At 71.5% G+C, this 13,124-nt stretch carries 14 protein-coding genes and 1 pseudogene; 9 read left to right on the forward strand and 6 right to left on the reverse strand.

All coding sequences use genetic code 11. From position 1 onward, the window contains the following. Window positions 1-247: 247 nt before the first annotated feature. On the forward strand, window positions 248-1,783 hold the full coding sequence (locus tag ABZS51_RS29465) for a hypothetical protein (RefSeq protein WP_355447606.1): 1,536 nt from the start codon (window positions 248-250) through the stop codon (window positions 1,781-1,783). Between the two features lie 23 nt (window positions 1,784-1,806). Here ABZS51_RS29465 and ABZS51_RS29470 read toward each other — a convergent pair whose 3' ends face one another. Continuing rightward, window positions 1,807-2,418 carry an SUKH-4 family immunity protein gene (locus tag ABZS51_RS29470; RefSeq protein WP_355447609.1) on the reverse strand — a complete coding sequence of 204 codons (612 nt, stop codon included), beginning with the start codon at window positions 2,416-2,418 and terminating at the stop codon, window positions 1,807-1,809. Window positions 2,419-2,637: 219 nt separating this feature from the next. Between ABZS51_RS29470 and ABZS51_RS29475 the strand changes: the two genes are divergently transcribed. The 8 genes and pseudogenes from ABZS51_RS29475 to ABZS51_RS29510 all read left to right on the forward strand — a co-directional run. Beyond that, on the forward strand, window positions 2,638-3,168 hold the full coding sequence (locus ABZS51_RS29475) for a PadR family transcriptional regulator (protein WP_355447612.1): 531 nt from the start codon (window positions 2,638-2,640) through the stop codon (window positions 3,166-3,168). 131 nt (window positions 3,169-3,299) lie between these two features. Continuing rightward, the gene (locus ABZS51_RS29480) at window positions 3,300-4,313 is read left to right on the forward strand and encodes an alpha/beta fold hydrolase (RefSeq protein WP_355447615.1); all 1,014 of its coding nucleotides are present in this window, start codon (window positions 3,300-3,302) and stop codon (window positions 4,311-4,313) included. Then, a complete protein-coding gene (locus ABZS51_RS29485; RefSeq protein ID WP_355447618.1) occupies window positions 4,310-4,759 on the forward strand; it encodes a nitroreductase family deazaflavin-dependent oxidoreductase in 450 nt (149 codons plus the stop codon). The genes ABZS51_RS29480 and ABZS51_RS29485 overlap by 4 nt, the downstream gene beginning before the upstream one ends. A gap of 199 nt (window positions 4,760-4,958) precedes the next feature. Beyond that, window positions 4,959-6,701 carry a cellulase family glycosylhydrolase gene (locus tag ABZS51_RS29490; protein WP_310713826.1) on the forward strand — a complete coding sequence of 581 codons (1,743 nt, stop codon included), beginning with the start codon at window positions 4,959-4,961 and terminating at the stop codon, window positions 6,699-6,701. An 80-nt stretch (window positions 6,702-6,781) separates the two neighbouring features. Next, window positions 6,782-7,882 (forward strand): cellulose binding domain-containing protein, encoded by a 1,101-nt coding sequence (locus ABZS51_RS29495; protein WP_355447622.1) that lies wholly within the window; start codon window positions 6,782-6,784, stop codon window positions 7,880-7,882. Between the two features lie 85 nt (window positions 7,883-7,967). Then, complete coding sequence (locus ABZS51_RS29500) at window positions 7,968-8,762, forward strand: SDR family oxidoreductase (RefSeq protein ID WP_355447624.1); 795 nt, start codon at window positions 7,968-7,970, stop codon at window positions 8,760-8,762. A 71-nt stretch (window positions 8,763-8,833) separates the two neighbouring features. Further along, a complete protein-coding gene (locus ABZS51_RS29505; protein ID WP_355447627.1) occupies window positions 8,834-10,213 on the forward strand; it encodes an FAD-dependent monooxygenase in 1,380 nt (459 codons plus the stop codon). An 18-nt stretch (window positions 10,214-10,231) separates the two neighbouring features. Continuing rightward, window positions 10,232-10,510: pseudogene (locus tag ABZS51_RS29510) on the forward strand (cytochrome P450); the annotation flags it as partial. Between the two features lie 219 nt (window positions 10,511-10,729). Here ABZS51_RS29510 and ABZS51_RS29515 read toward each other — a convergent pair. The 5 genes from ABZS51_RS29515 to ABZS51_RS29535 form a co-directional block, all read right to left on the reverse strand. Further along, window positions 10,730-11,083: an antibiotic biosynthesis monooxygenase gene (locus ABZS51_RS29515; protein ID WP_355447629.1), complete on the reverse strand. Its 354-nt coding sequence runs from the start codon at window positions 11,081-11,083 to the stop codon at window positions 10,730-10,732. A gap of 391 nt (window positions 11,084-11,474) precedes the next feature. After that, window positions 11,475-12,089: a substrate-binding domain-containing protein gene (locus ABZS51_RS29520; RefSeq protein ID WP_355447632.1), complete on the reverse strand. Its 615-nt coding sequence runs from the start codon at window positions 12,087-12,089 to the stop codon at window positions 11,475-11,477. Further along, window positions 12,090-12,284, reverse strand: a complete 195-nt coding sequence (locus ABZS51_RS29525) for a LysR family transcriptional regulator (protein ID WP_355447634.1) — start codon at window positions 12,282-12,284, stop codon at window positions 12,090-12,092. Further along, window positions 12,271-12,591, reverse strand: coding sequence for a recombinase family protein (locus ABZS51_RS29530; RefSeq protein WP_355447637.1), 321 nt, complete (start codon window positions 12,589-12,591; stop codon window positions 12,271-12,273). The genes ABZS51_RS29525 and ABZS51_RS29530 overlap by 14 nt, the downstream gene beginning before the upstream one ends. Before the next feature lie 4 nt (window positions 12,592-12,595). Next, window positions 12,596-13,124: dienelactone hydrolase family protein (locus tag ABZS51_RS29535; protein ID WP_355447640.1), on the reverse strand; the 529-nt coding region annotated here is incomplete at its 5' end.

Genomic DNA, 13,124 nt, shown 5'->3' on the forward strand with positions numbered 1-13,124 from the left:
AGCCGCTGCGACCCGGCTGGAACCGGAGGCCGCGTACAACCGTCGGCATGAGTCCATCCACCAACCCCATGAGCGCCCCGGGGATCATCGTCGCCGGGCCGCGCATGCGATATGCGGCGTCCCCGGCGGGGCCGGCGACCCGCTCCGGACGGCCGCACGGAGCGGGGGAGTCCGCCGCGGCGGGTCGCCCTGCGGATCGGAGCGAGGCGCCGGCGCACCGTGCCGCGACGTCCACGGAGGTGTCACGGTGACCCCTTCCGGTACACCTCACCGATCCGCCCGGCGGGCCGGGCGGGACGGCTTCCCCCGGTTGCTGCACGAGCAGTGGACCACGTTCCGTACCTCGCGCGGCTGGGCGCTCGCCATGGCGGCCTCCGTACTGGTCACCGTGTCGCTCGGCCTGCTGATCGCCGGGGGCGTGCGCAGCAGCTGCGTGACGGGGAAGGGCGAGGGCCCCTGCCCCGCGCCGCTGGTGGGACCCGATGGCACCGCGGTGAAGGACAAGTACTACTTCGTGCACCAGCCGCTCAAGGGGAACGGCAGCCTCACCGCCCGTGTGTCGGACATGACCGGGCAGATCCGGCTGCCGGACGCCGTACCCGGGGTGCGCAACATCAAGGAGGGGGTGGTGCCGTGGGCGAAGGCCGGGCTGCTCGTCAGGCAGAGCCTCAAGCAGGGCACACCGTATGCCGCCGTCATGCTCACCGGAGAGCACGGCGTGCGGATGCAGTACAACTTCACCCACGACGTGCCCGGCGGCCCGCACAACGGCCCGCAGTGGCTGCGGCTGACCAGATCGGGCGACACCATCACCGGCTACGAGTCGGACGACGGCAGGACGTGGACCGAGGTCGGCACGGTCAAGCTGACCGGGCTGCCGGAGACGGTCGAGATCGGGCTGTTCGCCACCTCACCGGGCGCCTTGTGGGACATGGCGTCGGCCTTCGCCCAGGCCACCGCCACCTTCGACCAGATCGAGCTGCGGGGCGCGAACGGTTCCTGGCGTCGCGACGACGTCGGCGTCTCCCTGGAGTCCGACGGCAGGACCCCGCATCACCCGGGCGGGGTCGTCGAGTCCGGTGACAAGCTCGTCGTGACGGGGGGTGGCGACATCGGGCCCGCCACGGTGGAGGGCGGTGTGCGCGCTGACCTCATGCTGATCGGCGGGGCCCTGGGGCTGATCCCGGTGCTCGTGGTGGGGGTCACGTTCTTCACGGCGGAACACCGGCGAGGGCCGATCGGGGCCGGCCCGCCGGCCGAGCCGCGGCCGGCGCGGCTGCTGGCGGCCAAGGCCGCGGTGGTCGGCGCGGTCGCGTTCGTGGCGGGGCTGGTGGCCTCGGGGGTCGTGGTCCCTGCCGGCCTGGCGATGTTGCGTGCCCATCAGAACCCGGTCCAGCCGATCACTCCCGGTACCGAGCTGCGGGTGATCGTCGGCTACGCGGCGCTGACGGCAGCCGCCGCCGTGCTGGCTCTGGGCCTCGCCGCGCTGGTCGAGCGGGGCGTCGTCGCCATCGGGCTGGCCATCGCGCTGGTCGTCGCCCCGTACCTGCTGGCGACCGCGGGGCTGGCGCCATGGCTGCTGACGATCACCCCCGCCGCCGGGTTCGCGATCACGCAGAGCGTCCCCACGTTCGCGCATGTGGACGTGTACCGGTCGCTGCTCGGGGGCTATTACCCGCTCCCGCCATGGGCAGGTCTGGCCGTGGCCTGCGGGTACGCCGCCCTCGCCCTCGGGGCGGCGACAGCCGTGCACCGCAGGAGAACTCCGCGCGCGACAGGCTGAGCACTTCCTCGCCTTCGTCGGCATCACCCGTAGAGCGAGCGGGCTCCCGGGCTGGTGCCCTTGAAGCGCTGGCCCGCGGCGATCTCGTCGCCGACCACCGACCAGAGGGTCTCGTCGTCCTGGAAGGGGAGCGGGTCGATGCTGCTCGTCTCCTGACGGATACGCTCGATCTCGCGCTCCAAGCGCTCGAAGCCGGCATCCTCGTCGCCGCCGCTGAAGGTGAACTCCTCGAGCAGGCGCTGGAACCGGACGGTGACCTGGAGGAGGGAGGAGACGTCCGTGTGGAGCTCCTGCACGGTCTCCTCGTCGGGGTCGAAGGCGTGCACCTTGCCGGAGCCGGGGTCGAGGGCGAGGTGGGCGTTGAGCAGCCAGCCGATGACGGGCCATTCGCCCGCGTCCCCCGGGGCGTCCTCGAGGTCCTCGGTGTGGACGACGTCCTGGACGAGGGGCAGCCGACCGGAGTCCTCGTCGGGCTCGCGCAGCCAGAGCGTTCCGGTGGGGACGCCGACGGTCTGCAGGAGGCGGGCGCCCTCGAGGTCCGCGGTGGAGGGCGGGAAGGCGGTGGCGGGCAGGGTCGTGAGCCGGTCGTCGCCGAAGATGTCGGCGAGTGCGCTGCGGGTGACGTCGAAAAGCAACTGCCGGAACTCCGAACTCGGCGGTGGCACGGGCGCCGTGGGACTCTCAGCAGATGTTACCGGTGATCGAGTCCGATCGGGTGTTCGCCGAGCCTGCCGACGGAGGACCCCGGACGGGGCTTCCCGCCGGCCGGCCTGATCGCCCGCCGACCGGCTCAGACCGGGCGTGCGGGCTAACCTGGTCCGGGATGCCAGGTACCCCGGCGAGTGAGGGAGACGATGTCGGCGACGCGACTGCTGGTTCTCGGCGTGGTGCGGCAGCACGACCGGGCGCACGGCTACCTGGTGGGCTCCGAGCTGGAGTCGTGGGAGACGGAGAGGTGGGCCGGGCTCAGGTCCGGCTCGATCTACCACGCCCTGCGCCAGCTGGCCAAAGAGGGGCTGCTGGACGCGAGCGAGGTGCACGACTGGCCGGGCCGCGTCGACTACGCCATCAACGAGAAGGGCGAGGCGGAGTTCCTCCAGTTGCTCAGAGGCGCCCTGCGCATGCCCGACAGGCGTCCGGAACTGCTGGGCGCGGCCCTGGTCATGCTGCCCGCGCTGCCCGTCGAGGAAGTGATCGCGCTGCTCAGGGAGCGGGTACGCGCTCTGGAGGACGAACGGGCGCGGATCGTGGCCACGGCCGGTGAGGGAGAGCGCCCAGGGCATGTGGCGGAGCTGTTCGCGCTGCGCGCCGCGCAGGCCGAGGGTGACGCGTCGTGGACCCGTGAGCTGATCGGACGGCTGGAACGGGGCGAGAAGCCCGCCTGACCGGGGACGGCAAGGCGGCTGGAACGGCCGACCTGAACGGTAGGGGACCGGTTTGACGGTGGGGACGTGGGTGCGCCATAGTGCGATACCCAAATTTGGTTAACCAAATTTGGCTACACCGAAGGAGTTCTATGCGCATCACCACCGCGGTGCTTCTGGCGCTCGCCTCGATCCCCGTCACCTCGGCGCCCGCGGCCGCGAACGCCGCCCCCGTCTGCCGATCCATCGACGCCAAGGTGGCGATGACCGCCGACGGCCCCGCCGACCAGCGCCTGGCCGGCACCCTGTGCCTCCCGCGCGGCCATGCCGCCACCGTCCAGTTGCTCATCCCCGGCGGCTTCTACGGCCAGGCGTACTGGAGGATGCACGGCGACCGGCGGCGGCCCTCGTACGTGGAGACGATGACCGCCGCCGGATACGCCACGCTGGCCATCGACCGGCTCGGCACCGGTGCAAGCTCCTACCCGCCGAGCGCCCGCTTCCGGCAGGACACCCACGAGATCGTCATCCGCCAGCTCATCCGGCAGCTGCGCGAGGGCCGGTTGGGCGGCCGCCGGTTCGCCAAGGTCGTCCTGGTCGGGCACTCGCTGGGCTCGACACTCGCCCGCATTCTGGCCGCCCGGCACCCGGCGGAGGTGGACGGCGTCATCCTGACCGGCGAGTCGAGCATGCCCGACACGGCCGCCTTCGAGCAGATGGGCGCGGGCATCCGGCGCGCCGCCGACGATCCCCGCTTCGCCGGGCGCGGACTCGACGACGGTTACCTCACCACCCGGCCCGGCCTGCGGGCCACCTGGTTCTACCACCGGCCCGACGCCGACCCCGAGGTCATCGCCGCCGACGAGGCCGCCAGGACGACCGACGTCTTCCCGCCCGGCGACTCCTACACCCCGCCCTCGATCAACAAGGGCATCCAGGTCCCCGTACTGATCGTCAACGGCGAGCACGACCGGCTGCTGGCCGGAGCCCGTACGTCCGCCGCGCTGCACGCCCAGGAGGCCCCCTTCTACGGTCCGCGCGCCGAGCTGGAGACCGTCGTGATCCCCGGCGCCGGGCACGTGCTCAACGGCCACCGCACCGCGCCCCGCTGGTTCGCGCAGGCCCGCGCGTGGTCCGACCGGCACGTGGGCGGGGCGGCCCGATGAGCCGGGAGCCGATCGACAGCCCGACCGGGTGGGTGGCCCGGCACGTCAGGAGCTACGCCGAGTCAGGCGGCGCCCGCGGTCACCTCTTCCACGGCGCGCCCACCCTGCTGATCACCACGATCGGCCGCCGCTCGGGGCTCCCGCGCCGCACCGCCCTCATCTACGGCCGTGACGCCGGCCGCTACCTCGTGGTCGCCTCCAACGGCGGCGCCGACGTCCATCCGCTCTGGTTCCACAACGTGCTCGCCGAGCCACGGGTCACGGTGCAGGTCGGCGCCGAGGTGTTCGACGCGGTGGCCCGTCCGGCGGCCGAGGACGAACGGGACCGCCTCTGGGAGACGATGACCGGGCTCTGGCCGCAGTACACGGCCTACCAGCGCAAGACGTCGAGGCGGATCCCGATCGTGATCGTCCAGCCGGGCGGCGGCGGGCGACCGATGACCTGAGAGGGGTGAAAGTTTCAGCGGCGCCGACGGTGTCCTCCGAGGTCGGCACGGATGCCGGCCTGGAGGCCACCGGAGCCGGCTTGCGGAGGCTCCGCAAAGGGGCAGATCGTTTGGGAGCGCTCCCACCCCCCTTGGAGGGCCGATGCCGTCACGGAGAACCCTCATGCACATGCCCCGGAACCCGTGGCGCAGACCCTTGATGGCAGCAGCCGCCGTGCTGCTCGCCGGATCGGGACTCGCCACCGTCCAGACCGCCGCCGACGCCGCCGTGGCGTGTTCGGCCACCTACGCCAAGAGCTGGGACAACGGCACCGGTTTCGGTGCCTCCATCACGGTGACCAACACCGGCGACCCGCTGACCACCTGGGCCCTGAGCTTCGACTTCCCCGGCAACCAGGTGATCACCCAGATGTGGGGCGGCGTGCCGACCCCGGCCGCACCCACCCCCGCGGGTGCGGCCGTCACCGTCAAGCCGGAGTCGTACAACGCCGCCAAGGGCACCGGTGCGACCTGGACCGTCGGCTTCAACGGCACCTACACCGGCGCCAACACGTCCCCGACCGTGTCGTGCACCGGCACCGGCTCCGGAGGGACGCAGCAGGCCCTGGTGGTCTCGCCCACCAGCGTGAGCGTGCCGGAGGGCAGAACCGGCGCCTACACGGTGCGCCTGCAGTCCCAGCCGTCCGGCAACGTGACCGTCACCAGCACCGCGGGCACCGGCGACGGCGACATCACCGTGACCGGCGGCGCCGGCCTCACCTTCACCGCCGCCAACTGGAGCACCCCGCAGACCGTGACGCTCGGCGCCGCGGAGGACGCCGACAGCACCAACGGCACCCGGCCGATCAGCGTCGCCTCCTCCGGCCTGACCTCCGTCACCGTCAACGCCACCGAGGCCGACAACGACGCCGTCACCGGCGGCGCGGCGCCCGCCCTGCGCGTCTCCGGCAACCGGCTGGTCACCTCCGCCGGCGCCACGTACCGGCTGCTCGGCGTCAACCGGGCGAGCGGCGAGTTCGCCTGCGTCCAGGGCAAGGGCATGTGGGACAGCGGCCCCGTGGACCAGGCGTCGGTCGACGCGATGAAGGCCTGGAACATCCACGCGGTCCGCATCCCGCTGAACGAGGAGTGCTGGAACGGCACCAACGGCACACCCAGCGGCGCCACGTACCAGCAGAACGTCAAGGACTACGTGAACCTGCTCGTCGCCAACGGCATCACGCCGATCGTGGAGATGCACTGGAACTACGGCCAGTACACCGGCCAGGGCGCCGGCTGCTCCGACACCACGGCGACCTGCCAGAAGCCGATGCCCGACGCGCAGTACGCGCCGACGTTCTGGAAGGGCGTGGCCACCGCCTTCAAGGGCAACAACGCGGTCGTCTTCGACCTGTTCAACGAGCCGTACCCGGACGCCGCCGCGAACTGGAACGCGACCGCGGGATGGACCTGCTGGCGCGACGGCGGCACCTGCACCGGCATCGGCTACCAGGTGGCCGGCATGCAGTCACTGGTGGACACGGTGCGCGCCACCGGAGCCACCAACGTGATCATGCTCGGTGGCCTGGCCTGGTCCAACGACCTCAGCCAGTGGCTCACCTACAAGCCGTCCGACCCGGCCGGCAACCTCATGGCCGCCTGGCACACCTACAACTTCAACACCTGCTCCAACGTCTCCTGCTGGGACAGCCAGGTCGGCGCCGTCGCCGCGCAGGTGCCGGTGCACGCCGGCGAGATCGGCCAGAACTCCTGCGCCCACGACTACATCGACCAGGTCATGGCGTGGGCCGACGCGCACGGCGTCGGATACACGGCCTGGACGTGGAACCCGTGGGGCTGCAGCCAGGGCAACGTGCTCATCGAGGACTACAACGGAACCCCCACCAGCACCTACGGCGCGGGCTTCAAGGCACACCTGCTCACCCAGAACCCCCTGTCCTAGACCGAACCGTCCTAGAACCCGGCTTCCGGCCGGGCCCGCCGCGATCCGGCGGGCCCGGCCGGGTCCATCGGGAGTGAGCCATGCTTCGCAGATCCCACCTGTACGCCGCCCTGGCCGCCCTCCTCGCGGCACTCACCCTCGGCGCCGGCCTGTACGCGCCTCCGGCGGGCGGCGTACGGGCCCTTTCCGCGGCCGCGCCCGTCCGCATCATGCCGCTCGGCGACTCCATCACCGCGGGGCCCGGCTGCTGGCGCGCCATGCTCTGGCACCGCCTGCAGACGGCCGGATACACGAACATCGACTTCGTCGGCAGCGTCCCCGACGGCGGCTGCGGTTACGGCTACTCCTACGACGGCGACAACGAGGGCCACGGCGGGTACGCCGCCACCGGCATCGCCGACCAGAACCAGCTCCCACCATGGCTGGACGCGGCCAGACCGGACATCGTCCTCATGCACCTGGGCACCAACGACATGTGGGGCGGCTACCTCCCCACCTCCACCGTCCTCGCCGCGTACACGAAGCTGATCGGCCAGATGCGGGCGAACAACCCCGACATGAAGATCATCGTGGCGCAGATCATCCCCATGAACCCGTCCGGCTGCACCACCTGCGCGGCCGACGTGACGGCGCTCGACAAGGCGATCCCGGGCTGGGCGGCCGGCCTCACCACCACCCGGTCGCCGATCGTCGTCGTGGACCAGTGGACCGGTTTCGACACGGCCACCGACACCGGCGACGGGGTGCACCCCAACGACACCGGCTTCCAGAAGATGGCCGACCGCTGGTACCCGGCGCTCGCGCGGGTCCTGGACGGCGTGATCCCTTCGTCCTCGCCCTCACCCAGCCCCTCGCCGTCGCCTTCACCGACCGGGGGACGATGCGCCGCCACCTACCGGCTGATCTCCCAGTGGGGCGGCTCCTTCCAGGCCGAGGTCACGGTCAGGAACGAATCCCCGGCCGCGTCGGCCGCCTGGACGGCGACCTTCACCTTCGCCGACGGCCAGCGGGTCAGCCAGTCGTGGAACACCACGCTCACCCAGAGCGGAGCCGCCGTCACCGCACGCAACGCGGGCTACAACGGCGCCCTCGCGGCCGGCGCGTCCGCCACGTTCGGCTTCATCGCGAGCTGGAACGGCAGCGTCAACACCCCGCCGCAGGTGACCTGCACACTCGGTTGACCCCATCGGATCCGACATTCACCGCCCATCTCTGGGCACGTCCTACGCCGGTCGGTCGAAAGACGACCCGGAAAGGACGCAACCGATGAACATCGATCTGTCGGGCCGCCGGGCCCTGGTCTCCGGATCCAGCCAGGGCATCGGCCTGGCCATCGCCACCGAGCTGGCCCGCGCCGGCGCCGCCGTCGTCGTGAACGGGCGCGGCCAGGAGAAGACCGAGCAGGCGGCCGCCACCATCACCGGCCGGCTGCCGGACGCGGACGTGAGCGCCGTGGCCGCCGACCTGGCGACCGCGGACGGCGCGGCCGGGCTCCTCGGCCGGGTGCCCGACGTGGACATCCTCGTCAACAACCTCGGCATCTTCGGCGCCAGGCCCGTGCTGGAGATCGACGACGACGAGTGGCGCCGCTACTTCGAGGTCAACGTCCTGTCGGCCGTCCGCCTCACCCGCACCTACCTGCCCGGCATGATGGAACGCGGCTGGGGGAGGGTGCTCAACATCGCGAGCGACTCGGCGGTGGTCATCCCCGTCGAGATGGTGCACTACGGCATGACCAAGACCGCGCTGCTGGCGGTCACGCGCGGCTTCGCCAAGGCCGCCGCGGGGAGCGGCGTCACCGTCAACTCGGTCATCGTCGGTCCCACGCACACGCCGGGCGTCGAGATCTTCGTCGAGGACCTCGTCGGCGACGACCTGCCCTGGGAGGAGGCGCAGCGGCGGTTCATGCGCGAGCACCGCCCGAGCTCCCTCATCCAGCGGCTGATCGAGCCGTCCGAGGTCGGCAACATGGTCGTCTACCTCAGCTCGGACCACGCCTCCGCCACCACGGGCGGCGCCGTCCGCGCCGACGGCGGCTACGTCGACTCGATCCTGCCGTGACCACGCCACCTGGCCACCCGCCGGCAGGGCGGTGACAGGGATATGGCAGCGCGCCCTGGCACGGTCGGGGCATGACGGAGAAGACGAACGTGCTCATCGTCGGCAGCGGCCCCACGGGGCTCACGCTCGCGGTGGAGCTGGCCAGGCGCGGGATCGGCCACCGCGTCGTGGAACGGGCGCCGGAGCCCTCGCTCGGCTCCAAGGGCAAGGGGCTGCAGCCCCGCACGCAGGAGATCTTCGACGACCTCGGCGTGATCGACCGCGTGCTGGCGTCCGCGACGGTCTACCCGCCGCTGCGGGTGCGGGTCGGCCGGGTGCCGGTGTACCAGGGGCGCATGCACAAGCCGGCCACGGCGACGGACGCCGTGCCGTACCCGATGGTCGTGATGCATCCGCAGTGGCGCACCGAGCGGGTCCTGCGCGAACGGCTGGCGGAGCTGGGCGGGAAGGTGGAGTACGGCGCGGAGCTGACCGGCTTCGAGCAGGACGAGGGAGGGGTGACGGCCACGCTGCGCACGGGAGGCACCGTGCGAGCCGACTACCTGGTCGCGGCCGACGGCGGCAGGAGTTTCGTGCGCAAGGCGCTCGGTGTCGGGTTCGCCGGCGAGACCCGCGAGGAGGAGCGCATGGCGCTGGCCGACGTACGCGTCGAGGGGCTCGACCGGCACCACATCCACGTCTGGGTCCGGCCGGGCAGGGGCATGGTGGCGCTGTACCCCATGGCCGGCACCGACACGTTCCAGCTGCTCGCCCCGCTCAGGCCGGGCGTGACCCCGGACCTGACGCTGTCCGGCTTCCAGAGGATCTTCGCCGAGCGGTCGATGCTGCGCGGGGTGCGCGTCACCGAGGTGCTGTGGTCCTCGCTCTACCGGGTGAACATCCGGCTGGCGGACAGGTACCGGGACGGCCGGGTCTTCCTGGCCGGGGACGCCGTCCACGTGCACTCGCCCGCGGGCGGGCAGGGCCTCAACACCGGCGTGCAGGACGCGTACAACCTGGGCTGGAAACTCGCGCGCGTCCTGGGCGGGGCGCCGCGGTCGCTGCTGGACACCTATGAGGAGGAACGCCGCCCGATCGCGGCCCGCGTCCTCGGCCTCAGCACCGACCTGCTCGACAAGAAGACCTTCAAGCGCGACGAGGAGACCTACCAGCTGCAGGTCGGCTACCGGGGCGCGGCGCTGGCCCGCAGCGGCGGCGACCGGGTGCCCGACGGGCCGCTGCGCCTGGCCGACGGCAGCCGGGCCCGCATGTTCGACCTGCTGCGGGGCCCGCACTTCACGCTGCTCTCGCCGGATCCCGCGCCCCGGGTGCCGGACGGGCCGCGGGTACGGGCGTACGTGCCGGCCGACCCGTACGGCGGGGTACGCCACACCCTCATCCGGCCGGACGGATATGTCGGCATCTCCACTGACTCCTCCGACGAGCTCGCCGCATACCTCGCCATGGTCTGACGCGGCCCGGCCGGCTCCCGGCTACTGCTGAACTTCGCTGCCGCCGACCACGACCCGCGAGTCTTCCCGAACCCGGAGATGTTCGACCTCGACCGCGACACCTCCCGCACGCTGGCGTTCGGGACAGGCCCGCACTTCTGCCTCGGAGCGAGCCTGGCCCGCCTCGAAGCCCGCATCGTGCTGGAGGAGTTGGTCGCCGCCGTACACGAGGACTACGGCGTAGGCACACCCGTGCGCGTGCACCACCCGAACATTCACGGCTTGAGCAGCCTTCCGACCACCGTGAAGGCCCGCTAGCCAGGGGACGCGGCCGACGCCGGCCAAGATGCCGATCCGGTCGCCGCTGACACCTTCGGAGAGCCCGTCAGGGCGCCAGTCGGTGACCGGGACCAGGCCGGGCTCGACTCCGCTGGATCGGGCTCACGAGGGCACGCCGACCCGTTCGATGACAGCCTGTGGCGGGACGGTCGCTGAGGTGACTTCGATGGGTCGGCCTGCTGTCGGGCGCTGCGGGACCTACGCTCGGATGAACCCGTGGCTGCGCTCCACTTTCGCCACATGCAGCGTGTAGCTCTGGTACCACTCGACTTGCCCGCGCTTCTGCGCCGCGCGGTGCTCGGGGTTGGACCGCCATTCCGTGAGGGCGTCGGCGTCGCGGAAGTACCCGACGGTGATGGCCAGCCCACCAGGAGTCTGCGCGTGATCCATCCCCAGGAACCCAGGGATGTCCTTCACCAGCTCTTCCATGCGTGCGTTGGTCTCGCTGTAGCCGCTCTGCTCCTGGGTTCGCACCGTCGTGAAGACAGCCACGTAGTAGGGGGGTTCATAGGCTTCGACCGGCGTGACAGGCGCTTCGGAGTGATTGCTCATGGCGCCACTGTAAGACCGGGTGCGCCCAACGATCGTTCCCGTGCCGCACCGCCCGCTTCGACTCACGGTCCGGGCGGCGGGAGTGCTCACTCACCGGCACCGAGTCTGCCGGCGCGGCGCTCCCATCAGGCGGAGGTCAGGTCGGCATCCGGCCGCAGGCTGTTAGCCGCGCTAAACGTGCCTTGAGAGATTGGGCGTTGCCCGGCCGGAGCGTCAGATGCCAGCGTGTTGGGGACGGCGAGCGGGCAAGGCTGCCCGTCCATCAACGCGGCTGCGGCCGGCGCGGTCCACGCAGTGTGCTCAACCGACGGTCTCCTCAGCGGCCGTCGCGAGGCGGTTGGTCGTCGGCTGAACGCCCGCAGCCCGATCGTGTCGCCTGCGTTGCGCCACATCAGCGCGTAGTCGACGGGCGGTGCGTCATCAAACGGGACATAGACGATATCGGGCCGACCGTGGTAATGCCCCGCCCGGACGGTGGCCACCGTTGCCCCCTTGCCTGCCCCGACCAGTGAGAGACCTCCTGCCATCCGACGGCGGCCGGTCCATGACTGATGGGGCGGCCCTGGGGGGTGCGGCGGGGAAAGAAGGCGTCGCGCCAGGCACGGGAAACCCCGACAGCCGTGATCAGCGGCAGGACTGCCAGGGCCTCCAACGACACCGTTTCCCGTGTCGCCAGGGGATGATCAGCGGGCACGACCAAGGCGCGGGGTTCGGAGAACAGGACGGGGCCCACGATGATGGCAGGGTCTTCGACAGGCGGCTCGGCCACCACCAGATCGATGTCCTGGCCCTGCAACGCCGCGATGGCCGCGTTGTACGTCAGCTCCTGCAGCTCGACGGTGCACCGGGGCCGGCGCGAGTTGAACGCATCGGCCGCCCGCACGATGAGGGCACCGGACCATGGGGCGGTGAATCCTACGCGCAGCTCACCGCTGATCCCCGCGAAGGCCGCCGAAGCGTTGCCGAGGGCCCGTTGCATCTGCTGGTATGCAGGCAGCAGCTCCACTTAGAGCTGCCGGCCGACCGGGGTGAGGGCCACGTGGTGGCTGCTGCGTTCGAACAACGCGCCGCCGATACGACGTTCTGTCTTTTTGATCGTCTGGCTGACCCGACCCGGCGACACGAGTAGACGTTCGGCGGTGCGCGTGAAGTTGAGCTCCTCAGCCAGGGCCAGGAACGTCTCGATCTCATACCACTCCACTGGACCCCACACCCTGCGCAGCCTCGCTACCGCCGCTTCCGATTGAGCCGTCGGAGTCCGAGCGGCGGGTCACCTTTCCTGCTGAGCCACTGGCGGGATCTTCTGCCAGGGTCTTGTGAACGACGCCGATGCCGTCCAGGAACAGATCGTTGCGGACGATCAGCAATTCCGGCAGGTTGCGGCCGAGGCGGTCAACCTCCTGAACGGTCACCAGCAGGTCGCCGTCGCGGATGCGGGACAGTGCGTTCAGCAGCGCGGGCCGGTCGTCGGTGGCGACCTTGGCGCTACCGGCCGAGCTCGGACTCACCACATCACTCCGTTACGGGCAGACACTCGGCGAGCAGGTCGACGACGTCGCGCCACGCTCGCTGCGCGTGCCGCGGGTGGTGGCCGACGCCGGGGACCACGGGACCGTCGACCGGCGGGTGGTGGAAGGCGTGCAAGGCGCCGCCGTAGACCGTGAGGCGCCAGTCGACGCCCGCGGCCTGCATCTCGGCGGTGAACGCGTCCCGTTGCGCGCGCGGCATGATCGGGTCTTCTGACCCGACCCCCGCCCACACCGGGCAGCGAATGCGCGCCGCCTCGCCCGGTCGGCCCGTGGTCAGTCCGTTGACTGTCCCGATCGCGCGCAGGTTGACGCCGTCGCGCCCGAGCTCCAGCCCGATGATGCCCCCGGTGCCGTAGCCGATGGCGGCGATCCGGTCGGGGTCGGTCCGCGGTTCGGCTCGCAAGACGTCGAGCGCCGCGTGGCCGATGTCCCGCATCCGGTCGGGGTCGGCGAGCAGCGGCATGCAACGGGCCAGCATCTCCTCGGGGTCGGTGAGCAAGCGCCCGCCGTGG

The sequence above is a fragment of the Nonomuraea sp. NPDC005501 genome, assembly GCF_040605905.1.
GTDB lineage: Bacteria > Actinomycetota > Actinomycetes > Streptosporangiales > Streptosporangiaceae > Nonomuraea.